Below are 23,304 nucleotides of genomic sequence, written 5' to 3' on the forward strand. Positions count from 1 at the left end.
CTTCATCAAGTATCCGTAACTTCTGTTTGATGCTGAGTTTGCTATGCTAATCATATTATTTTCTCAGAAAATAGCAGACCCATATTTTAACAATGCATGCGCTAATTGATGTAGTTTGTCTAGCATAAGTGCCTCAACAAACATTTCTGGTCTGACTTGAAAACAGCTTACAAATACAAATGTGATTTTACGTATCTCCCTGATTTTATTTGCCGGGTTTCTAAAAAACTATCTCTAAACGATACTGATGAAGAGATTTTGAGTCAAGTCTTGTAAATAAAAAAAGCGCTGACAGGAGTTTGTCAACGCTTTAGAGTGAGGGGAATTAACTTCCGCAGGCTTCGCAGTTATCTGGATCGTCCAGTGAGCACTGCATATCAGATTGATTTTGTGCTCGGTGGTCGCTAACTGCAGCCATCTGTTGCTGGGTTACCGTTTGCGGTTGCTCCAGTGCAGCCTTGTCTACAGTAAACTTGATAGCATCGGTGGCTGCCTTGGTACGTAGATAATACATGCCTGTTTTTAGTCCTTTCTTCCACGCATAAAAATGCATAGAAGTCAGTTTACCAAAGTTAGGGTCCTGCATGTGTATGTTCAGGCTCTGGCTCTGGCAAATAAAGGCACCACGGTCAGCGGCCATATCAATAATTGCCTTCTGAGAAATTTCCCAGGTAGTTTTATACAGGTCCTTTAGGTGCTGAGGAATGTCATCTATATTCTGGATAGAACCGTTTTCAGCAATCAGTCGGTTCTTCATGCTCTCATTCCATAGGTTAAGCTCTACCAGGTCTTTCAGCAGGTGTTTGTTTACTACCACAAACTCCCCAGACAATACACGGCGGGTGTATATGTTGGAAGTATAAGGCTCAAAGCACTCATTGTTACCCAAAATCTGAGAAGTAGATGCGGTAGGCATAGGAGCCAGAAGCAATGAGTTACGTACTCCGTTTTTCTTAACTTTCTGCTTCAGACTATTCCAGTCCCAGCGTCCACTATCAGGAGTTACACCCCACATATCAAACTGGAAAATGCCTTTGGATGCCGGTGAACCTTTAAAAGTTTCGTAAGGACCTTCTTCCAGTGCCAGTTCCATAGATGTTTCCATGGCGGCAAAGTAGATGGTTTCAAAAATGTCTTTGTTCAAACCTTTAGCCTCTTCAGACTCAAAAGGCATTTTTAGCATAATAAACGCATCAGCTAGCCCCTGTACACCAATACCAATAGGGCGATGGCGCATATTGGAGTTACGTGCTTCTTCTACTGGATAGTAATTGGCGTCGATCACCTTATTCAGGTTACGAGTCACAACTTTTGTAATCTCGTAAAGCTTTTGGTGGTCAAAATGGCCATCTTCTGTCACAAATTTAGGTAACGAGATAGAAGCCAGGTTACACACTGCTACTTCATCTGGAGAGGTGTACTCCATAATCTCTGTGCAGAGGTTAGACGAACGTATAGTACCCAGGTTCTTTTGGTTAGACTTACGGTTGGCATGATCCTTATACAGCATATAAGGTGTGCCAGTCTCAATCTGAGATTCTAGTATCTCAAACCACAGATCCTGAGCTTTTACGGTACGACGGGCTTTACCTTCGCGCTCATATTTTTCGTAAAGTTTTTCAAAGTCATCGCCATAGCTGTCGTACAGGCCGGGAGCTTCGTTAGGGCAGAAGAGTGACCATTCTTCATTACTCTCCACGCGTTTCATAAACAGGTCAGGCATCCACATGGCGTAGAAAAGGTCACGAGCACGAAGCTCTTCCTTACCATGATTTTTCTTCAGTTGCAGGAAGTCATAGATATCAGCATGCCAGGGTTCCAGATAAATGGCAAAACTACCCTTACGCTTACCGCCACCCTGATCTACATAACGGGCGGTCATGTCAAAATTACGCAGCATAGGCACTATACCATTAGAAACCCCATTGGTACCGCGGATATAAGAGCCAGTAGCACGTACGTGGTGAATGCTAAGGCCAATACCACCAGCAGACTGCGAAATTTGAGCACATTGCTTAAGGGTATCGTAAATACCGTCAATAGAATCCTCTTTGATAGTGAGCAGGAAACAAGACGACATCTGAGGTTTAGGAGTACCCGCATTAAAGAGGGTAGGAGTAGCGTGAGTAAACCACTTTTCAGACAATAGATTGTAGGTTTCTACTACTTTTTCTATGTCTTCTCCGTGGATACCTACTGCTACACGCATTAGCATATGCTGAGGACGTTCTACTACCTTACCGCCCAGTTTCATCAGGTAAGAGCGCTCTAAGGTTTTAAAACCGAAATAATCGTAATTATAATCGCGGCTATAGATAATAGACGAGTCCAATAATGCTGCGTGCTGCTTAATTACCGAGTAAGTCTCTTTAGAGATCAGGGGAGCATGTTCTCCGGTTTTAGGGTCTTCATACTTATAAAGACGCTTCATTGTATTAGAGAACGATTTACTGGTAACCTTATGCAGGTTAGAGATAGCAATACGAGCAGCAAGCACTGCGTAGTCTGGATGCTTAACGGTGAGTGTAGCAGCGGTTTCGGCTGCCAGGTTATCTAGTTCTACGGTAGTTACTCCATCGTAAATACCGGAAATTACTTTTTTTGCAACCTCAACCGGATATACGTAATTCACGTCCAGGCCGTAGCAGAGTTTCTCTATCCGGGCCGTAATCTTGTCAAATTTGACCGACTCACGCCTGCCGTCTCTTTTGATTACTAGCATATAGTTTGGGAATTATAGTTGTAAATATTTTATAATGAACGCTTAGTGTGTGGGCTTAGAAATCCTCATCTAGAGAGAATTTAGGCTTGCCCTGGTCTTCAGAGCTGTTTTTCACTCCGGCTTTCTGATATTCGCCCACACGCTTCTCAAAGAAGTTGGTCTTACCCTGAAGAGAAATCATTTCCATGAAGTCAAAAGGATTGCTGGACTTATAGACCTTATCGCAACCTAGTTCTGCTAATAGTCTGTCGGCAACAAACTCAATATACTGGCACATCAGGTCTGAATTCATTCCGATAAGGCTTACCGGAAGAGCATCAGTCACAAATTCTTTTTCAATAGCTACCGCATCAGTGATAATTTTGGTCACTGTTTCTTTGGATAGTTTATTAATCAGGTGATGATTGTACAGGTGGCAGGCAAAATCGCAGTGCAGCCCTTCGTCACGAGAGATAAGTTCGTTAGAGAAGCTTAGTCCGGGCATAAGTCCGCGCTTTTTAAGCCAGAAGATAGAACAGAAACTGCCTGAAAAGAAAATTCCCTCCACTGCGGCAAAGGCTACCAGTCTTTCTGCAAAATTACCTTCATCAATCCAGCGTAGAGCCCAGTCTGCTTTCTTTTTCACACAGTCCATAGTTTCTACCGCGCGGAAAAGTTTATTTTTGATCTTTGGATCTTTGATATAAGTATCAATCAGCAAAGAATAGGTTTCAGAGTGGATGTTTTCCATCGCAATCTGGAAGCCGTAGAAAAACTTAGCCTCAGTATACTGTACTTCGTTAACAAAGTTTTCCGCAAGGTTCTCGTTTACTATACCATCGCTGGCGGCAAAAAATGCCAGTACGTGAGAGATAAAGTGACGCTCATCATCCGTCATATTCTCCCAGTCTTTAAGGTCCTGGCTCAGGTCTATTTCTTCGGCAGTCCAGAAGCTGGCTTCTTCTTTCTTATACCACTGCCATATATCAGGATGTTCTATAGGAAATAGTACGAAACGATTTGGGTTTTCCTGCAAGATAGGTTCTTGCGCTTCTAATGTTTTCTGGTCCATATCAATCTGCTTTTATGGTTATAGACTTACAGGTATTTTCTATACTTAAATGAAAGCATTATCTCCTGAAATGTTTAAAAAATTACTAAAAGAGATAATTGCTATTGCTGTAAGACAAATATGTTTATTTAGCTTCGAAAGAAAAAGTCGATTTAACTCTTTCGAGTTTTTTGGTTAGATCAAAAACTAATATTTAAGTTTAGGTGATTTATATTAAAAGTCTATAATTCAGTGTGTTATAAAGTTTTTGTGTGTTTTAAGAATTTTTGTTAAAAATAGCCCTTACATAGGTTTGGAAATGAGGGTGGGATTTTTATATAGATAATTATCTCAATATTCGGTTCACTAAAGCTGAAAATTTTTTGATAAAAAATACAAGAACTCGCTTTTAACTTTTGAGATTTTTGCTTTTTTTTATGAAAGCAAATCCTTTAGTTGATTTTACGGAGAAACCGCTGTATGTCATGGAAGATAAAATGAATAAAGCGCTTAGGGTACAGAAAGCAAAAGATACTATCCGCTATGAGCGCTGGATAAATGCTGAAACCGGAGAAGAACGCGAGTTCGCCATCGTAGAAAAACCTATTTACAAGAACACACATTTTTACCTTACCTTTTTACCAGACCTGCTACAGGCCTCACGTGAATTTGGTAAGGGGAAGAAAAAAGTGCTACTTTATATACTTAATAGTATAGATAGCCAGACTCACCTTTTTATAGGCAAGTATCGCGAGATAGCAGAAGAAACTAAAACCAGCCAGCGTACCATTTCAGAAACAATAGCTTATTTACTGGATATAGATTTTCTTAGAAAAAAAGCTCAATCTGTTTATATAGTATCTCCTCGTTATGTTTCTCGGGGAGAGGGTGCTAAAAAAAGAGATCTGATGGTAAAATACCAGGAACTGGCCTACACAAAGCAAGAGGCCGAAGCTATGGCGCGACAACTGTCAATAATATAGTTGGAGGCGCTGTGGTATTCAGTCATTTAGCCCTTTAACAGATAATTTTTGACAAAGCACAAACTAAGCAGCGTCTGAATTTGTATTAACAAGTACTAAGTTCTATATTTGCGCCTCAATTGACAAAAATTACCAAAATGTACGCAATCGTTGATATAGCCGGAAAGCAATTCAAAGTAAAAAAAGACCAGTTCGTATATGCTCCTTCTGTAGCAGGCGAAACAGGCGCTTCCGTCGAGTTTGACCGTGTCCTCCTCTTAGGAGATGATAATGGCGTAGAGGTGGGTACACCTGTAGTAAGCGGTGCTAAAGTAACCGGTACTATCCAAGATCACGGTCGTGGTGACAAAGTCATTGTATTCAAAAAGAAAAGAAGAAAAGGATACAAAAAGACTCAGGGTCACCGTCAGAATTATACCAAAATCCTTATAGAGGATATTCTGGCAAGCGGGCAGAAGGCTGCTCCCAAGAAAAAAGAAGCTCCCAAGCAGGAAGCTAAAGACAGTGGCAAAGATGATCTGAAAAAGATCAGTGGTATTGGCCCTGCCTACGAAAAGGAGATCAACCAGAAAGGTTTCACCACTTACAAGCAAATTAGCGAACTAACGGAAGCTGATATGGAAAAGCTTGCTGAGATTGATGGAATCACTGTAGACCTGATTAAAAGCGAAGACTGGGTAGGTCAGGCTAAAGAACTTCTTAAGTAATTTAAAAAAAGTTTAACTTATAAAAATACGATACCATGGCACATAAAAAAGGAGCCGGTAGTTCGAAAAACGGTAGAGATTCGGAAAGTAAACGCCTAGGCGTAAAAATATTCGGGGGGCAGGATGTAGTAGCTGGAAATATTATTGTAAGACAGCGCGGTACTAAGCACCACCCTGGTAAGAACGTAGGTATTGGTAAAGACCATACCCTTTTTGCTCTTTCTAATGGTACAGTAGTATTTAAGAAAGGAGTGCAGAACCGTTCTTACGTACATGTTGAGCCTGTAGCTGAGGCTTAATTACAGACAAGACACTAAAGCCTAAGAAGCTCTGACAAATACGTCAGAGCTTTTTTTTATTCCCCTCAATCACTCTCCGAAACTTACGACCAATAGAAATACCGCTTTTTACCAAGACTGACTGTATCTGAAAAATTAAATTTGGCTTTAACCGTTGAGAAGAGACAAAGGTACAGATTCAGTATGATACAGCGTTTTCTAATTGTATTAACATTCACTCTTGCATGGCAAAGTGTGATCAGTCCTGCCCAGGCTTTCGTATTGTGGCAAGACTCCGTAGACTATCTTTCGCAAGGAAATAGCCTCTTGCAATCCGAACAATTCTCTGAGGCCAAAACTGCCTTTACGCAGCACATAGTGGCCCATACCAAAAGCCCTGAAGCCTATCAGGGGAGGGGAATTGCCAATTACCAATTAAATAAACTGGAAGCCGCACTAGCCGATCTTAACAAAGCTGTAGAGTTTAGGGCATACAATGCAGATGTGTTTTTTTACCGGGGCCTGTGCCTTTATGATAAGAAGGAATACAAAGAAGCAATTAATGATTTGAGTAAAGCAATACAGGAAGGGGTTAGTGATGCACGGGCATATTACTTTCGGGCAAACATTTACTTCATGTATGAAAAATACCAAGAAGCTATAAAAGACTACGATCAGGCCGTTTCTTCAGGCTATAAGGATGAAATTGTCTTCAACAATAGAGGAAAAGCAAAATTGCTTCTTATGGATTATCAGGCAGCCATAGCAGACTTTAGCGAAGCGGTAAAGTTAAAAGAGAGTTACCAAAAAGCCTGGACTAATCGTGCGAGCGCGTATTACCACCTTAAGCAATGGGAGAGTGTGATTGCTGATCTTAATAAAGCGGCTGCATTAGGAAGTCTGGAAGCGGAGCAGCAGATGCATAGGGGCGCTGCACTTTATGCGAGACAAAATTATGCTGAAGCCATACAGGCTCTAGAAAAGGCTCAGCAGGGTGGAATAGAAGCTCCTGAACTTTATTTGAAAAGAGGTTATGCTCGCTTTGCCCTTAAGCAGTATGAGCAGAGCATACAAGACTTACAAAAAGTAGAAAGCGCGAGTGGAGAGCAGCTTGATGGTGCAGAACTATTTACTAAGTTAGGTTTATCATTCTCTGCACTTAACAAAGCAAAAAAGACTATAGAAGCTCTGGAAAAGGCTGTAGAGCAAGGGGCAAATGACACGAAGGTGTTTGAAGCATTAGGAAGTGCGTATTTTGCTGAAAAACAGTTAGATAAAGCTATCGCTACGCTGCTAAATGCTCCTTCATCGCCAGAAGTAGATGGAATGTTAGGACAGGCCTACTATCAGAAAGAAGATGCTGAGAATGCATTGAAATATCTAAATAAGGCAATTTCCGCAGGTCTTAAAGATACGGAGCTGTACCTGAGCAGAGCGGATATTCTTTATGCTCAAGAAAGTTATAAAGAGGCACTTCGAGATTATCAATCTGTACTTGACCAGGGAAACAACGATGCCAGAACTTATGCCGGTTTAGGAAAAAGTAAATATTACCTTAAGCAATATCAGGAAGCCGTTGCAGATCTTTCTAAAGCAATGGAAAAAGGAGAAAAATCTCCGGAACTATACTATTGTCGTGCTAATGCTAAAGTAGCACTCACTGAATATAGCTCAGCCTTACCTGACCTGAAGCAGGCGGTGGAACAAGGCATGGGTGACGCACTAACTTACACAAATCTGGGAAAAGCCGAGTATGCGCTAAAGAACTACAAAGGGACTGTAAGTGCACTTACTGAAGCAATATCAGCTGGGGCTACGGGTGCAGAAGTATATCTACTAAGAGGAAACGCCAAGTATAATTTGCAAGAGGTGTCTGCACTGGACGATTTAAACCAGGCTATAGACCTCGGAACTCAGGATACACTCGCATACATAAACCGGGCTGCTATGCGTATGAAACAGAAAGAAAGTACAGGAGCTTTAAGCGATCTGGAGCAGGCCATCCGTTTAGGCGCTGCCAATGCTGATATCTACCTGAAAAGAGGACAAATCTATATTACAGAGCAACAGCCAGACAAAGCGCTAGCAGATTTTGAGAAGGCCAGCCAGAAAAAGAATCGCTTTGCTGAAGCATACTTAGGCAAAGGGATGACTTACTATATGCTCAAAGAACAGAACAAAGCCGTAGAAAACTTAAGAAGGGCCAGTGATATGGGTGCTTCAGATCTTCGGCTTTATCAATATCTGGGGTATGCCCGATTTGAAATTGCTGAATACGAAGAAGCAGAGAAAGATCTTTCAGAAGCTATAACCATGGGGCTTAATGAGATTCAGGCTTACCTGTACCGAGGAGAAATTTACTATTATCGTAGTGAGTTCAAATTAGCACAGGGAGACTTGAGTAAAGCTTTTAGCCTGGGGGCCGATACTCGTAAGGCTTTTGAATTTAGCGGATATACCCATGCCGCACTTGGGAATCATGAGCGTGCCATTAGTGACCTGAGCCAGGCAATAGAAAAAGGTGCTGATGCTGCCAAGGTGTATGGAGATAGAGGTAATGCCTACTTTGCTACCGGAGATTATAAAGCAGCGGTACAAGATCTGGATAAAGCTGTGGCTAAAGGCTCTCGTGACTTGCTAAGCCTGTACAACTGGGGTAATGCTAAATTTTTGGTAGATGATTTCCAGGGAGCTGTGAGCGCTTATGATCAGGCATTGGCAAACGGAGGAAGCGAAGACGAAGAAAAAGCGCCTATTATTTATAACAACCGAGGAAAAGCTAAAGCTATGCAACAGAATTATGCTGCTGCCATTGCTGATTACGATCAGGCCATTAGCAGAAAACCTGATTATACAAAGGCTTTCCTTAATCGTGGGCAGGGCCAGTTTGAAGAAAAGAATTACGAGGCCAGCATCTCTGACCTTAAAAAAGCAAGAGACCTTGATAGCCAGGATAAAGAAATTAGTAAGCTAATGGGTATTGCTTTATATGAAACGCAGGCATACACTGAGGCTATGGAAGAACTCAATGCTGCTGTAGAAAATAATACAGCTGATGCGCGCACATTATTCAGCCGTGGGGTAAGTCAGTATTATCTGGCAGAAACACAGCCGGAGAGCGAAAAAGGGACAGCTTATGAGGCAGTAATTGCTGATCTTAATAAAGCAATTGATCAGGGGTATATTAACGCCACTGCATTATTTTGCAGAGGAAACGCCCGCTTCTTTCTCAAGCAGTTTCAGGAAGCACTTGTAGATCTTGATCGTGCCATAGAGATGGGAGCAGACGATGCTCTCACCTTCTACCGCCGAGGCTTCGCTCGCTATGAAAATCGTGAGTTTGAAGAAGCACTTCAGGATTTAAATATGGCTATCAATAAGCAGCCTGAGTTTGGGGATGCATATGCCGTGCGGGCTAATACTCGTTTTCGTCTAAAAGATTATCAGGCAGCTATCGGAGATTACGATAAGGCTATCAACCAGGGCGTTCAAGATCCTGTAATATATAACAATCGTGGTAAAGCGAAATTTCTGCTCAAACAGTATGATCAATCCATTCCTGATTTTGATCAGGCTATTGCTATGGACTCCGCTTACATTCTGGCTTATGAAAACAGAGGTATTGCTCATTTTCGCTTACAAAACTTTGAGCAGTCTAAAAATGATTTACGTCAGGTAGAGCTGGCTGAAAAAGCAACGACATCAATACTCAGCTATATGGCTGATGCCTATTTTGAACTGGAAAAATATGCAATAGCAATTGGTTATTATGACCAGACTATTGATGGAGGAATCAAAGAAAAGTCAACTTATTATCGTAGAGGGAAAGCCCATTTTAAAAGAGAAAATTACGCACAGGCAAGTGTGGATTTTTCTAATGCCCTTACTATGGACAAAGAGGATACTCAATTGTATATAGACCGTGCTACTGCCTATACCTACATGTATGAGTTCAGAAATGCCCTTTCAGATTTTAGTAAAGCACTTAAGCTAGACCCAGAGAACGTAAATGTGTATTATAACAGAGCGTACCTGAAAGAAGAGCTGGAAGATTACAAAGGGGCGATGGAAGATTATACCGAGGTGTTGCAACGTAGTCCTGAAGATGCCGCCGCATACTATGATCGTGCTAACATAAAAATACTGTTGGAAGATGTGGAGGGGGCTATCAAAGACTTTAGTAAAGCCATTGAGTTTGATAGCGAGCAGGCACAGTATTACAAAGGTAGGGCCTCCGCTTATTATCAGCTGAACGATGAAAAGGCCTGTCAGGATTGGAAACAGGCTAAGGCCTTAGGGGATGATCGTGCGGAGTTCTTCTTAAAGAAGTATTGTGAGTAAAATATAAGCTTAAGATTATCTGTGGTTTAAATAAGCCGGTAGAAAATTCATTAAGTTTAGGCTAACAAGCTTGGAGCTACACGGTTCCATATGCTGAATTTTCTACCTGCTACCTATGCCAACTTTTTTAAAATACGATTACATCATTGCCGGAGGTGGAGCTGCTGGCCTAAGTTTGCTGTATCACCTCTTACAAAGCCCTCTTAAAGACAAAAGCATACTTCTGATAGATAAAGAAAGTAAAAACCAGAATGACAGAACCTGGTGTTTTTGGGAGAAGTCACCAAATATATTTGAAGACATAGTATACCGGCAATGGAAGCAGGTAGACTTTCATAGTAGCAACTTCTCCAAAACCCTGAACCTTTCTCCCTATTCCTATAAAATGATCAGGGGAATTGATTTCTATCAACACGTACAGTCTCTGGCAAGGGAACATAGCCATGTAGAGTTTCTGCAAGCCGATATTTATGAAATAGAAGATCAATCTGAAGGTGCAGTAGTTAAAACTTCTGTTGGAGAAGTGCATACCAACTGGGTATTTAGTAGTATACGCGATAAAAATGAACAGGAGCAGGCTCAAAATCATCATTATCTACTACAACATTTTAAAGGTTGGGTAATTAAAACTTCTTATCCGTTCTTTAATCCTCAAAAAGCTACTCTTATGGATTTTAGAGTTGCTCAGCATGATGACTGCCGCTTTGTGTATGTTCTACCTACTGATGAGCACACAGCTTTAATAGAGTATACACTTTTCTCTCATGAGTTACTTTCTGAAGAAATGTATGAGCAGGCTTTAATAGATTACCTGAGGCGATTTTGTCAGCTGGATGATTATACTATTGAGCATGAAGAGTTTGGTGTGATACCAATGACTAACATGCCGTATCCCTCTTCTGCTGGAAAATTTACCATCAATATAGGTACTGCGGGAGGAGTGACCAAACCTTCTACCGGCTACACTTTTACCCGAATTCAACAAGATAGCGAAGGGATAGTTAAACGCCTTCGGGCAGGCAGAAGCCCTCACCGGCCCCATGATGCCTGGCAGCAGCGTTTTATGGTGTACGACAGTGTTTTACTTGATGTAATGGCCAGAAACAGGCATCCTGCCAGCGATGTGTTTACTCAGCTGTTCAGGAATAACCCTCCTCAGAGAGTATTTAAATTTCTGGATGAGAAAACAAATTTCTGGGAAGAGATTAAGCTGGCCAACTCAGTTCCCAAAATTCCTTTCATAAAGGGACTTTCTAGCGCGCTTTTCAAATAATATTTGCATTTTAGGCGCTGCTTGTGCTTTACAAGTAGTATACAGCATTCATTTAATTCAAGTATTAGTATGTGTGGAATCACGGGCATCTATGCCTTTAATGAGGTAGGACGTTTTCATATGATCAACTTGGCTTCGGCTACGGATAAGCTCAGTAAAAGAGGTCCTGATTTTGGAAGAAGCACAGCTGTTCATAGAGTAGGTTTGGGGCACCGTCGGCTTTCTATCATAGATACAAGCTCTAGTGCCAACCAGCCCATGAAAGATGCTAGTGAGCGATATACTATTGTCTTTAATGGCGAAATCTACAACTACCGTGAGCTTAGACAAAGCTTACAGCAAAAAGGAGTAAATTTTAATACAGCCAGTGATACAGAGGTATTATTGCAGCTTTATATCCATGAGGGAAAGAGCTGTCTGGAAAAGCTAAATGGTTTTTTTGCTTTCGCTATTTACGATGAAGAACGTGATCATCTCTTTGTAGCACGCGATCGTCTGGGAATCAAACCGCTTGTCTATTATGTCGATGAAGATAAAGTGCTGTTTGCCTCAGAGATGAAGTCTTTGCTAGCCTATGGCATAGAAAAAGAGATAGATACAAACTCACTGTACCAATACCTGCAGTTTAATTATACACCAGCGCCAAATACAATGCTGAAGGGCGTAAAAAAACTGTTGCCCGGCCAATATCTGGAGGTATCTAAAGCTACCGAACCAAGAGTCTCTACAAGCCAATACTACCAAATTCCTTTTAATGAGAAGAGGCTAAATCCTGAAAAGCTAAGTTACGAACAACAGCAAGATCACCTTAAAAAAGATCTTGAAAACTCAGTGCAGAAAAGGTTGGTTGCAGACGTGCCACTGGGCGCTTTCTTAAGTGGAGGGATTGATTCTTCGGTGATAACTGCTCTGGCTAGCCGTCATGTAGAAAAGCTCAATACCTTCTCTATAGGTTATCGGGATGAGCCTTATTTTGACGAAACTCGTTATGCGAAGCTGGTAGCAGATAAGTACCAAACCAACCATACTGTCTTTTCTTTAAGTAATTACGACCTCTATAGTCACCTCTTTGAAATTCTGGATCATATTGATGAGCCTTTCGCTGATTCTTCAGCAATACCAGTGTACATCCTCAGTAAAGAAACTAAAAAGAAAGTGACCGTGGCTCTTAGCGGAGACGGAGCAGACGAAGTGTTTTCTGGCTACAACAAGCATAGCGCTGCCTATAGAGCGATGCATCCTGGTTTGGCTGAGCAGGTAGTAAGCAGCCTCTCAGGCTTATGGCAAAAGCTGCCTAAATCCAGAAATAATACTTTGGGTAACAAAGTAAGACAGATGGAGCGCTTTGCTCAGGGTATGTGGCTAAGCCCCAGAGAGCGATATCTGCAATGGGCTACATTTATGAACAGTGAAAAAGCGACGGCCCTGCTCAATACTGAAATACTTGAGAAATTAGATTTTGAAGAAAGTGACCATCGTTCAGGTGAACTGCTAAAACATATAGATGATCAGGCAGAAAGTATTAATCAATGGTTGTATACCGATGTGCAACTGGTACTGCCAAACGATATGCTCACTAAAGTAGACCTGATGTCTATGGCACATGGTCTGGAAGTAAGAGTGCCCTTTCTGGATCACCAGCTGGTAGAATTTGCTTTTTCTTTGCCAGAAGATTCAAAAATTAATTCCCGAATGAAAAAGCGTATAGTACAGGATACTTTTCGGGATATATTGCCGGCGGAGCTTTATCGCAGACCTAAACATGGTTTTGAGGTGCCTTTACTTGGATGGTTCCGTACTGAGCTTAGGTCAACAATTGAAGAGCTGTTAGCAGACGAGTTTATAAGCGAACAAAAAGTATTTGATCTGGAAGGAATTAGTGCTCTTAAATGCAGACTATTTTCTAAAGATCCGGGAGATGTGCATGCTTCCATCTGGGCATTGATAGTGTTTCAGCAATGGTGGAAACAGTATATGAAATAGAAAAGCACGCCAGGGGGACTGGCGCGCTTAAAACTACTAAACAACTAAACCTAACTTACTCCAACATGCGAATTCTCTCGCCTCATTCGTTCTCTCTTTACTACTTAACTTCTAATTGTTTATACGTAGGTTGGGAGTTTTAGTTGAGAATTTCCGCTTATAAAATGATAAAACTTTTACCTATATACCATGCAGCTGAAGGCATATGAACAAGGCCTCTCTCTAAGCTGTTAAAGTATTTTATAGCAAATTCTATTAACTCCTGAGCTGCAATTATTACGGGAACAAATTATTGCTATTTTTGTAAATCATTTTAGTGGCGAATTGTACATGAAGAACATTAGAAATTTCTGCATTATTGCACATATTGACCATGGGAAAAGTACCCTGGCCGACCGACTGCTTGAGTATACGGGTTCTATTACAGAACGTGAGATGCAGGCGCAGTTATTAGATAATATGGATCTGGAGCGCGAGCGAGGTATTACTATCAAGAGCCACGCCATACAGATGAATTATCAGTATAAAAAAGAAGGAGAGAAAGACAGCACATTTGTCTTTAATCTTATAGACACTCCCGGACACGTAGACTTTTCTTATGAGGTTTCTCGTTCAATTGCAGCATGCGAAGGAGCTCTACTCATTGTAGATGCTGCCCAGGGAGTACAGGCTCAGACCATCTCTAACCTGTACCTGGCATTGGAGCATGATCTGGAAATTATTCCGGTGCTTAACAAAATTGACCTTCCCGGAGCCATGATAGAGGAGGTGAGCGACCAGATTATAGACCTGATTGGTTGCGACAAAGAAGATATTATCCATGCCAGTGCCAAAGAAGGCATAGGCGTAAAAGAAATACTAGACGCCATTGTTGAGCGTGTACCCCATCCGGTAGGGGACCCCGATGAGCCTCTTCAGGCTATGATTTTTGACTCTGTATTCAACCCTTTCCGTGGTGTTGAAGTATATTTTAGAATTTTTAATGGGCAGATCAGTAAAGGAGACAAAGTAAAGTTTGTAAATACCGGTAAGACCTACGAAGCAGACGAGATAGGAGTACTTAAGCTCGTGCAACAACCCGAAAAAACCATTGGAGCGGGTAATGTAGGTTATCTAATCTCAGGTATTAAAGTAGCGAAAGAGGTCAAAGTAGGGGATACCATTACACATGTAGAAAAGCCCTGTAGCAAAGCAGTTAGCGGTTTTGAAAACGTAAAACCTATGGTGTTTGCTGGTATTTATCCGGTGGATACCTCTGAGTTTGAAGAGCTTCGTGCCTCTATGGAAAAACTTCAGCTTAACGATGCTTCTTTAGTATGGGAACCGGAAACTTCTGCAGCTCTTGGCTTTGGTTTTCGTTGTGGCTTTTTGGGCATGCTGCATATGGAGATTGTACAGGAGCGTTTGGAACGTGAGTTTGATATGACTGTAATTACTACTGTTCCCTCCGTACGTTTTCATGCGGTTATGAAAGACGAAGAGGTAAAGCAGGTCAGCGCTCCGTCTGAAATGCCTGACCCTACTGAGCTTTCTCATATAGAAGAGCCTTTTATCCGTGCGCAAATAATTACTAAATCTGATTATATCGGAAATATAATTGAGCTATGCATGGAGAAAAGAGGGATCATTAAAAATCAGGTGTTCTTAACACAGGATAGAGTTGAGCTGAGCTTTGAGCTTCCTTTGGCAGAAATTGTATTTGACTTTTTTGATAAGCTCAAAACGCTTTCGCGAGGCTATGCTTCACTTGACTATCAGCCGATCGGGTACCGCCAGTCTAACATGGTTAAGCTGGATATACTGCTTAATGGCGATAAGGTAGATGCATTATCCGCAATTGTACACCGCGATAAAGCCTACGAATGGGGGAAAAGATTATGTGAAAAGCTTAAAGAACTTATCCCTCGCCAAATGTTTGAAATTGCTGTACAAGCTGCAATTGGTACCAAAGTTATTGCTCGTGAGTCTGTAAAGGCCATGCGTAAAAACGTACTTGCCAAATGCTACGGTGGCGACATCAGCCGTAAGCGTAAACTACTAGAAAAGCAGAAAAAAGGTAAAAAGCGTATGCGTCAGGTCGGTAATGTAGAAATACCGCAGGAAGCTTTTATGGCAGTACTTAAACTTGACTAGATACACATTTAGAAACTAACCATATAAAATGACTTTAATTGACGGTAAGCAAACCGCCCAACAAATCAGGCAGGAGCTATCTGCAGAAGTTGAAAAAATAAAACAGGAGGGGGGTAAAGTACCCCATCTGGCAGCTATACTTGTTGGAGAAGATCCGGCAAGCGATACCTACGTTCGTATGAAAGTAAAAGATTGTGAGCAGATAGGTTTTCAGTCTACTCTTATCAGGTATGATGCAGACGTAAGTGAAGAGGAGCTTTTAGCCAAAGTAGAAGAAATCAATCAGGATGATGATATAGATGGGCTAATTGTACAATTGCCTCTTCCAGACCACATAGCAGCAGAGAAAGTTACTTTCGCTATCCGCCCGGAGAAAGATGTGGATGGTTTTCATCCGATTAATATTGGGAGAATGACCAAAGGCTTGCCGGCATACGTTTGTGCTACCCCACATGGCGTACTGGAGTTAATCAAGCGGTATAAAATTCCGACAGAAGGTAAGCATTGTGTAGTTGTAGGTAGAAGCGATATTGTTGGTACGCCGGTAAGCGTACTGATGTCTCGTAAGGCTTACCCTGGTAATGCTACTGTTAGCATTTGCCATAGCCGTACCCCCAACATCCCAGAAATTACGCGCCAGGCCGATATTTTGATTACTGCTCTTGGTAAACCAGAGTTTATTACCGCGGATATGGTAAAAGATGGTGCAGTTGTAATTGATGTGGGAACTACCAGGGTAGCAGATGCGTCTAAGAAGTCAGGCTTTGGCCTTAAAGGTGATGTCAAGTTTGATGAAGTAGCCGAGAAGTGTAGCTATATTACTCCGGTGCCTGGTGGAGTAGGGCCCATGACCAGAGCTTCCCTTTTATATAACACTATGCTGGCAGCTAAAAAGACAGTGTACTGAGCTAAGCAATTGTAATACAAAGCATAAAGGCGAGCTCATACACTTATGACTGCTCGCCTTGTTTTATTTAAGACAGTTCTGAAACTTTCAGCAGTAAAAGACAAATGCCGGGTGCCAGGCTCAAATAGATTTTAAAGTAGAAGTGCAATGATTGAAGAAAAGACTAAGTCTGTAAATACATCCGTATTACCCGTAATGGAGGCATTTTATACCGTACAGGGAGAGGGCTTTCATCAGGGCAAGGCTGCCTATTTTATTCGTTTGGGAGGCTGCGATGTAGGTTGTGTCTGGTGTGATGTCAAGGAGTCTTGGGATGCTAGCATGCACCCTCAACTCAGTGTAGAGAAGATAGTAGAAGAAGCATCTAAACATCCTGGACGTTTGGCAGTCATCACTGGAGGTGAGCCTCTTATGCACGATTTGGGACCTTTGTGTGAAGCGCTGCATAGGGCGGGCTTTTCTATCAATATTGAGACTTCCGGAGCGCATCCACTTAGCGGAGACCTGGATTGGATTTGCCTTTCGCCCAAAAAATTTAAAGCCCCCTTACCCGAAACCTATGACAAAGCCGATGAGCTGAAAATCATAGTATATAACAAAAGTGACTTTAAGTGGGCCGAAGAGTTTGCCGCGCGTGTACGCCCTGATTGCCAATTGTACCTGCAACCAGAATGGAGCAAAGCGGACAAGGTTTTGCCACAGATTATTGACTATGTTAAAGAGAATCCTCGCTGGAGAATTTCTTTGCAGGTACATAAGTATATGAACATTCCATAAGCAAAATAAAATCTAAGGAAAAAGAAAAAAGCTAGGAGGTGTTCTTGAACATTGCAAAATAAAAACCTTATATTTGCAACTCTTTTGAAGAAACGAACTTAACTAACGGCAAAATCCGTTAAAAAATAGAAAAAGCGAAGGCTATGAAAAAAGATATTCATCCAGATTACAGAAAGGTCGTATTTCACGATACTTCTAGCGATTTTAAATTTCTTACTCAGTCTACCATGAACTCTGAGGAAACTATTACGTGGGAAGATGGTAATGAGTACCCTGTAGTAAAAGTAGAAGTAAGCTCTGCTTCTCACCCTTTCTACACTGGTAAGAAGCTATATGTGGATACTGCAGGTCGTGTTGAGAAATTCAACAAGCGTTACAAGCGCGACAAAAAATAATAGCAGATTCGCTATACCACTTTCAAGTCTTCAGTTTTACTGAAGACTTTTTTTGTTTTTGCCCAAAGAGCTTAGCGAATTGAGAAGCATTTCTTAATTTCGGACTCTTTAAGTCAATCCTATTAGTATGCAGTTTTCAGATATTAGCGGCCTGGATGAAATTAAAGAAAGCCTGATACATTCGGCCCAGGATGGACATGTGGCTCACGCACAACTTTTTCTTGGTCCGGAGGGTAGCGCTAATCTGGCGATGGCACTTGCTTTTGCTACCTATCTTAATAGTCAGAGTGAGGGAAACCAGCATAGTGCTAGCCTAGAAAAGTTGAATAAATTTATACACCCCGATCTCCATTTTGTCTTTCCGGTAAGCGCTACCAAAAATATTTCTGGTAAAGATGTAGTGAGTGACAGCTATATAAAAGAGTGGCGCGGCTTTCTGGCAGAAAACCCTTACGGCAATCCGGTTGACTGGAGTACATTTTTTGGTGCAGAAAACAAGCAACTAAATATTTCTAAAGAAGAGAGTCGTAACATCATTCGTAAACTTTCCCTCAAATCCTTTGAAGGAAGATACAAAATCGTAATTCTCTGGATGCCGGAGATGCTGCACCCATCCGCAGCAAACGGGATATTAAAAATTCTAGAAGAGCCGCCCGAACATACGCTCTTTTTTCTGGTCGCAAACGACGTTGAAAAAATACTGCCTACCATACTTTCTCGTACCCAGATTGTAAATATCAGAGCTTTTACAGATGATGAGGTGGTACAACACCTCAGGGTACTGGAGGGGTTGGAAAATGCAGGGCCTGAAGACCAAAGAATGCAAAAGCTAAGACAGGTAGCTACGCTGGCAGATGGTAACCTGAATCAGGCAATCAAATTAATGAGTGAGGTGGAAGAGGACAGTCATCAGCTTTTTAGAGAATGGATGAGGCTTTGCTACACACAGGATTATACCAAACTGGTAGGTATGATGGATAAGATCCAGAAAATTGGCAAAGAAGCGCAAAAAGGCCTGATGCAATATGGACTGAGTATGATGCGAGAAACCTTGATGATACTCGCTGCGAACGAAATTAGTGAAGGTCAGGAAGATGTAATTAGCCAGGAAAAAAGATTGATCAGAGTGCAGGGCGAAGAGCTAAAGTTCATTACTAACTTTAGCAAAGTAATGAGCTTTGATAAAGTAGAGCGTGTGTCGCAGCTTTTTACACAGGCATATTACCATATCATCAGAAACGCAAATCCTAAGATTGTATTTTTAGACGTTTCTCTTAAAATAGGTCAGACTTTACGTTAATATAAACACAGATAATAGATTCGTATGAAGTTGAAAATAGGTACGAGAGGGAGCAAGCTAGCGCTATGGCAGGCATATTATGTCGCTGAAAAACTACAGCAGGGCGGAATAGATACAGAAATCGTAACCATAGAAACTAAAGGTGACAAAAAGCTGGATGTTACAATTGCTGCAATCGGTGAAAAAGGTGTTTTTACTCAGGAAATTGAGCAGCAACTTCTGAATAAAACGATAGACATAGCCGTACACAGTGCAAAAGATATGCAGTCTGAGTTACCTGAGGAGTTTGAACTTGTTGCTTTTACAGAACGTGAAAAAGTAAACGATGTGCTGGTAAGTCATCGGTCTCTTAACCTTGCCGACAGCAGTAAAAGTTGGGTCATAGGCACTTCCTCAGCAAGAAGAAAGGCTCTGCTCAAACATTATTACCCTCATGTTTCTACTGTGGAAATTAGGGGCAATTTGCAGACAAGAGTCTCAAAAATGGAGTCAGGCTTATGCGATGCCATGTTACTGGCTTATGCTGGCGTACATAGAATGGGATTTGAGGAAATGATTATTCACGAATTTGATATTCATGAATTTGTACCGGCTGTAGGGCAGGGAAGTGTTGCTGTAGAAGTACTAAAAGACATGGATTCAGCTACAAAAAGCAAAATTCAGGCGCTTGTAAACGATACAGATAGTAGCAAAAGATTGATTGCAGAGCGCTCTTTCTTAAAAACGCTCAGAGGTGGTTGTAGTATCCCCGTCTTTGCACTGGCAAACCTTAAAGGTAGCGAAATTACAATTGAAGGAGGTATCATCAGCTTAGATGGTAAACAACTTATTAACGATACCATAGTGGGCAATGCTGAAGATGGAGCAGCATTGGGTAAACAATTGGCACAAAATTTACTATCTAATGGTGGGGATATACTTCTTGAAAAAATTAAAAAACAGATGAATAATTAGTAAGTTAGCATCTTGAATAATTCATATATCATATACATGAAGAAAATAAGCCTGATCTATTTTTTAAGCTTATTGGCACTAAGCACAGCTTGCAGTACTGAAAAAGAATATTTGGTTACCTTCCATACCGCGTACGGAGACATGCAGGCGGTTCTTTACGATGCTACTCCCGAACACAAAGAAAACTTCATAGAACTTGCTCAAAGTGGAAAATATGATAGTACTATTTTTCATAGGGTGATTGAGGATTTTATGGTGCAAGGTGGAGATTTGAGTACTGCTCCTCATTACAATCCTGAGGAGGACTCAGTGGATTATACCATACCGGCTGAGTTTGTAGATACCCTCTTTCATAAGAAAGGTGCTCTGGCGGCCGCTCGTCAGGGAGATCAGGTAAATCCTGAAAGAGCTTCCAGTGGCAGCCAGTTTTATATTGTACAGGGTATCGTCTATTCTGAAGATGAACTTCTGACAGATATGAACAAACTGGCAGAAGGGATAAGAAAGCTGCTGCAGAATGATGGTTATGAAGATCTTGGTCAGGAGCTAATGAATTTATATCAAAGCGGTGATATGAAGGCTTATACAGATAAAATGGTATCGCTTAAACCGGTAGTAGAAGAAGAGTTGAATATTGAAGTAGACCGTAAATATCCTAAAGAAAGACTACAGGCCTATACTACGATTGGAGGTACTCCTCATCTGGACGATACTTACACTGTATTTGGTGAGGTTATTGATGGTTTAGAAGTAATTGACTCTATTGCGGCTCAGCCTACTGGTGCGATGGATAAGCCAAATAGAAACATCTACCTCAGCGTTGATGTTAAAGAAGTATCCAAGAAGGAAATTACAAAGAAATTCGGTTATCATTTTCCTGCTGAAGAATAACATTTAAATCTAGTTCACACTATGAAGATCCTGATTACAGGTGCTAACGGATTGTTGGGGCAAAAACTTATAGCTCTGCTTTCACACGAGAAAGATATAGAAGTAGTAGCTACTTCAAGAGGAAAGAATGTGAATTATTATGATTTGCCTGACTACCATTTTCGCTCTTTAGATATTACTAATCGTGAGCAGGTAAATGAGGTAATTGCTGATGAGAAGCCAGACGTTATAGTGCATACCGCGGCTATGACTAATGTAGATGCCTGTGAACAGAACCAGAATGCTTGCTGGCAGGTAAATGTGGTGGCTGTAGAATGGTTGTTGGAAGCAGCTAAAAAGCAGAATGCTTTTTTTGTACATCTTTCAACAGACTTTGTTTTTTCAGGAGAAAGAGGTCCTCTGGATGAAACTGCCGCTCCCGCTCCGGTCAATTATTATGGCAAATCTAAAACTGAGGCCGAACTGCTGGTTCAGCAAAGCGATGTTAAGCATGCGATTGTGCGTACGGCATTGGTATACGGTATTGCACCTTCAATGAGCCGTAGTAATATTGTTCTTTGGGTAAAAGAAAGTTTGGAAAATGGTAAAAAAATAAAAGTAGTAGACGATCAGTTTCGTACGCCAACTTTAGCCGAAGACCTGGCACAGGGCTGCTGGCTGATTGCAAAAAAGCAGGCTGAAGGTATTTTCCATATTTCAGATGAAGAGGTATATACTCCTTACGAAATGGCCGTACTGGTAGGAGAACATTTTAACCTGAATGTTTCTCTGATTAGCAGAACAGACTCCACAGAATTTAAGCAGCCTGCAAGGCGTCCGCCTAAGACCGGATTCATTATAGAAAAAGCTAAAAAAGAGCTCGGCTATCAGCCACATACTTTCCAACAGGGATTAGCTTTTATGGAAAAACATTTAAAAAAAATTGAAAAAATCCCCGTTCCGTAGTTTACTTGCGAACGCTTAGGCTTTTGCTTTATACAAATAATCATTAGCTTATATTTAATATTTACCCTAATTTGTAGGTGCTTTATCTAAAATGAAGCACCTTTATTTTGTTTACACCAATCCTAATTTATCATTAAGTCCAAGAATCGAATTATGCGTAAGCCTCTACTACTTTGTTTGGCGTTGATGGTTGGAAGTCTTCCTGCACTTGCGCAGTCTCAGGATACAGCAGAAAAAACCGTTGACCAAATGATCAACGAGCTTTTTGATCCGGCAGCCAATTTTGTCTTCTCTATCATCTTCTATCCTATTTTTACTGTCAAAGGTGTTGAAGTTCCCTTTATTCTCCTTTGGCTGATTTCCGGAGCTATCATTTTCACCTTCTACCTAAACTTCATCAATATAAGAGGCTTTGGTACGGCACTGGATATTATTAAAGGTAAATATACACACGAGGGAGACCCGGGAGAGGTGACACACTTTCAAGCACTTACAGCAGCACTTTCGGGCACAGTAGGTTTAGGCAATATCGCAAGTGTGGCCGTGGCTATTGCAACCGGCGGACCCGGAGCTACTTTCTGGATGATTCTGTTCGGTCTGTTTAGCATGTCATCTAAGTTTATGGAGTGTTCATTAGCCGTAAAATTTCGTGATGAGCATGCCGATGGATCTGTTTCCGGTGGTCCCATGTATTATCTACGAAAAGGACTAGCTGGCAAGGGTATGGGGCGTTTAGGTGCCTTCCTTGCTAGCTTTTTTGCTATTATGGCTATAGGCGCCTCATTCGGTGGTGGAAATATGTTTCAGGTCAATCAGGCGGCTCAGCAGTTTGTAGTAATCACCGGTGGGCAGGATACCCTGATAGGCCAGAATACCTGGATTTTTGGTTTAATAATGGCTGTACTGGTAGCGGTAGTAATTATTGGAGGTATCAAAAGTATTGCTCAGGTTACCGAACGTATAGTACCCTTCATGACTATCTTCTACGTAGTTTCAGCGATCATTGTAATCGTAACAAACATTGATCAGGTACCAGACGCATTTGCTACTATTGTTAATGGGGCAATCAATGGTGAGGCTCTGGGGGGCGGACTTATAGGAACGTTAATTACCGGAATGAGAAGAGCAACGTTTTCTAACGAAGCGGGAGTGGGCTCTGCGGCTATTGCGCACTCAGCCGTAAAAACCAGCGAACCTGTAACAGAGGGCTTTGTAGCTTCTTTGGAGCCTTTTGTAGATACGGTTATCGTGTGTACCATGACGGCTCTGGTAATCGTGATTTCTGGTGCTTATAAAGGACAGGATGCCAGCGAAGGAATAACCCTTACCTCTGAAGCTTTTGCTTCTGTAATTGACTGGTTTCCTTATATGCTTTCGATTGCGGTTATCTTATTTGCTTTTTCAACAATGATCTCCTGGTCATATTATGGCCTTAAGTCATGGACTTATGTTTTTGGTAAGAGCAATGTATCAATTACTTCTTACAAAGTGCTATTCTGCTTTTTTATCGTTGTAGGAGCATCTGTTAGTCTAAGCGGCGTAATTAACTTCTCAGACGGAATGCTCTTCGCTATGTCACTACCAAATATTCTGGGCTGTTATATATTAGCGCCTATCGTTAAAAAAGATATGCAGTCTTTCCTTACCAGAATTAAAAAAGGGAAGATAGAAGTGTACGATTAAAC

Annotated in this window: 17 protein-coding genes and 1 pseudogene; 16 read left to right on the top strand and 2 right to left on the bottom strand. The window is 41.4% G+C overall.

Translation table 11 applies throughout. From position 1 onward, the window contains the following. Positions 1–325: 325 nt before the first annotated feature. Positions 326–2,722 (bottom strand): ribonucleoside-diphosphate reductase subunit alpha, encoded by a 2,397-nt coding sequence (locus PZB74_RS15030; RefSeq protein WP_302237456.1) that lies wholly within the window; start codon positions 2,720–2,722, stop codon positions 326–328. 55 nt (positions 2,723–2,777) lie between these two features. Beyond that, a complete protein-coding gene (locus PZB74_RS15035; protein WP_302237457.1) occupies positions 2,778–3,773 on the bottom strand; it encodes a ribonucleoside-diphosphate reductase small subunit in 996 nt (331 codons plus the stop codon). Positions 3,774–4,237: 464 nt separating this feature from the next. On the opposite strand from PZB74_RS15035, the gene PZB74_RS15040 reads away from it, so the two are divergent. The 16 genes and pseudogenes from PZB74_RS15040 to PZB74_RS15110 all read left to right on the top strand — a co-directional run bounded on the left by PZB74_RS15040 (position 4,238) and on the right by PZB74_RS15110 (position 23,302). Continuing rightward, positions 4,238–4,735, top strand: a complete 498-nt coding sequence (locus tag PZB74_RS15040) for a replication/maintenance protein RepL (RefSeq protein ID WP_302237459.1) — start codon at positions 4,238–4,240, stop codon at positions 4,733–4,735. Between the two features lie 137 nt (positions 4,736–4,872). Beyond that, positions 4,873–5,175, top strand: a pseudogene (gene rplU / locus PZB74_RS15045) (50S ribosomal protein L21); the annotation flags it as partial. A gap of 78 nt (positions 5,176–5,253) precedes the next feature. Next, complete coding sequence (locus PZB74_RS22645; protein WP_367281482.1) at positions 5,254–5,442, top strand: helix-hairpin-helix domain-containing protein; 189 nt, start codon at positions 5,254–5,256, stop codon at positions 5,440–5,442. A 35-nt stretch (positions 5,443–5,477) separates the two neighbouring features. After that, a complete protein-coding gene (rpmA, locus tag PZB74_RS15050; protein WP_302237461.1) occupies positions 5,478–5,741 on the top strand; it encodes a 50S ribosomal protein L27 in 264 nt (87 codons plus the stop codon). Positions 5,742–5,924: 183 nt separating this feature from the next. After that, the gene (locus PZB74_RS15055; RefSeq protein ID WP_302237464.1) at positions 5,925–10,061 is read left to right on the top strand and encodes a tetratricopeptide repeat protein; all 4,137 of its coding nucleotides are present in this window, start codon (positions 5,925–5,927) and stop codon (positions 10,059–10,061) included. Between the two features lie 115 nt (positions 10,062–10,176). Then, complete coding sequence (locus tag PZB74_RS15060) at positions 10,177–11,334, top strand: lycopene cyclase family protein (protein ID WP_302237467.1); 1,158 nt, start codon at positions 10,177–10,179, stop codon at positions 11,332–11,334. Positions 11,335–11,403: 69 nt separating this feature from the next. Next, the gene (gene asnB, locus PZB74_RS15065) at positions 11,404–13,317 is read left to right on the top strand and encodes an asparagine synthase (glutamine-hydrolyzing) (RefSeq protein WP_302237470.1); all 1,914 of its coding nucleotides are present in this window, start codon (positions 11,404–11,406) and stop codon (positions 13,315–13,317) included. A gap of 330 nt (positions 13,318–13,647) precedes the next feature. Beyond that, entirely contained in the window at positions 13,648–15,450 is a 1,803-nt protein-coding gene (lepA, locus tag PZB74_RS15070) for a translation elongation factor 4 (RefSeq protein WP_302237473.1), read from the top strand. Positions 15,451–15,478: 28 nt separating this feature from the next. Beyond that, positions 15,479–16,357 (top strand): bifunctional 5,10-methylenetetrahydrofolate dehydrogenase/5,10-methenyltetrahydrofolate cyclohydrolase, encoded by an 879-nt coding sequence (locus tag PZB74_RS15075; RefSeq protein ID WP_302237475.1) that lies wholly within the window; start codon positions 15,479–15,481, stop codon positions 16,355–16,357. 147 nt (positions 16,358–16,504) lie between these two features. Then, complete coding sequence (locus PZB74_RS15080) at positions 16,505–17,134, top strand: 7-carboxy-7-deazaguanine synthase QueE (protein ID WP_302237478.1); 630 nt, start codon at positions 16,505–16,507, stop codon at positions 17,132–17,134. A gap of 143 nt (positions 17,135–17,277) precedes the next feature. After that, a complete protein-coding gene (locus tag PZB74_RS15085; protein ID WP_302237479.1) occupies positions 17,278–17,529 on the top strand; it encodes a type B 50S ribosomal protein L31 in 252 nt (83 codons plus the stop codon). Positions 17,530–17,656: 127 nt separating this feature from the next. Beyond that, positions 17,657–18,829 (top strand): DNA polymerase III subunit, encoded by a 1,173-nt coding sequence (locus PZB74_RS15090; protein ID WP_302237480.1) that lies wholly within the window; start codon positions 17,657–17,659, stop codon positions 18,827–18,829. Between the two features lie 24 nt (positions 18,830–18,853). After that, positions 18,854–19,783 (top strand): hydroxymethylbilane synthase, encoded by a 930-nt coding sequence (hemC, locus tag PZB74_RS15095; RefSeq protein WP_302237482.1) that lies wholly within the window; start codon positions 18,854–18,856, stop codon positions 19,781–19,783. Between the two features lie 36 nt (positions 19,784–19,819). Continuing rightward, positions 19,820–20,674, top strand: coding sequence for a peptidylprolyl isomerase (locus tag PZB74_RS15100; protein WP_302237485.1), 855 nt, complete (start codon positions 19,820–19,822; stop codon positions 20,672–20,674). A 21-nt stretch (positions 20,675–20,695) separates the two neighbouring features. Continuing rightward, entirely contained in the window at positions 20,696–21,619 is a 924-nt protein-coding gene (gene rfbD, locus PZB74_RS15105; RefSeq protein ID WP_302237488.1) for a dTDP-4-dehydrorhamnose reductase, read from the top strand. A gap of 153 nt (positions 21,620–21,772) precedes the next feature. Beyond that, the gene (locus tag PZB74_RS15110; RefSeq protein ID WP_302237489.1) at positions 21,773–23,302 is read left to right on the top strand and encodes an alanine/glycine:cation symporter family protein; all 1,530 of its coding nucleotides are present in this window, start codon (positions 21,773–21,775) and stop codon (positions 23,300–23,302) included. Positions 23,303–23,304 lie beyond the last annotated feature (2 nt).

It is taken from the genome of Porifericola rhodea (assembly GCF_030506305.1).
GTDB classification, from domain to species: Bacteria; Bacteroidota; Bacteroidia; order Cytophagales; family Cyclobacteriaceae; genus Catalinimonas; species Catalinimonas rhodea.

Bases quoted from the DNA above. Each gene is read 5' to 3' on its own strand.
- PZB74_RS15030 (WP_302237456.1), bottom strand. From the start codon at position 2,722: ATGCTAGTAATCAAAAGAGACGGCAGGCGTGAGTCGGTCAAATTTGAC.
- PZB74_RS15035 (WP_302237457.1), bottom strand. From the start codon at position 3,773: ATGGACCAGAAAACATTAGAAGCGCAAGAACCTATCTTGCAGGAAAAC.
- PZB74_RS15040 (WP_302237459.1), top strand. From the start codon at position 4,238: ATGGAAGATAAAATGAATAAAGCGCTTAGGGTACAGAAAGCAAAAGAT.
- rpmA (WP_302237461.1), top strand. From the start codon at position 5,478: ATGGCACATAAAAAAGGAGCCGGTAGTTCGAAAAACGGTAGAGATTCG.
- PZB74_RS15055 (WP_302237464.1), top strand. From the start codon at position 5,925: ATGATACAGCGTTTTCTAATTGTATTAACATTCACTCTTGCATGGCAA.
- PZB74_RS15060 (WP_302237467.1), top strand. From the start codon at position 10,177: ATGCCAACTTTTTTAAAATACGATTACATCATTGCCGGAGGTGGAGCT.
- asnB (WP_302237470.1), top strand. From the start codon at position 11,404: ATGTGTGGAATCACGGGCATCTATGCCTTTAATGAGGTAGGACGTTTT.
- lepA (WP_302237473.1), top strand. From the start codon at position 13,648: ATGAAGAACATTAGAAATTTCTGCATTATTGCACATATTGACCATGGG.
- PZB74_RS15075 (WP_302237475.1), top strand. From the start codon at position 15,479: ATGACTTTAATTGACGGTAAGCAAACCGCCCAACAAATCAGGCAGGAG.
- PZB74_RS15080 (WP_302237478.1), top strand. From the start codon at position 16,505: ATGATTGAAGAAAAGACTAAGTCTGTAAATACATCCGTATTACCCGTA.
- PZB74_RS15085 (WP_302237479.1), top strand. From the start codon at position 17,278: ATGAAAAAAGATATTCATCCAGATTACAGAAAGGTCGTATTTCACGAT.
- PZB74_RS15090 (WP_302237480.1), top strand. From the start codon at position 17,657: ATGCAGTTTTCAGATATTAGCGGCCTGGATGAAATTAAAGAAAGCCTG.
- hemC (WP_302237482.1), top strand. From the start codon at position 18,854: ATGAAGTTGAAAATAGGTACGAGAGGGAGCAAGCTAGCGCTATGGCAG.
- PZB74_RS15100 (WP_302237485.1), top strand. From the start codon at position 19,820: ATGAAGAAAATAAGCCTGATCTATTTTTTAAGCTTATTGGCACTAAGC.
- rfbD (WP_302237488.1), top strand. From the start codon at position 20,696: ATGAAGATCCTGATTACAGGTGCTAACGGATTGTTGGGGCAAAAACTT.
- PZB74_RS15110 (WP_302237489.1), top strand. From the start codon at position 21,773: ATGCGTAAGCCTCTACTACTTTGTTTGGCGTTGATGGTTGGAAGTCTT.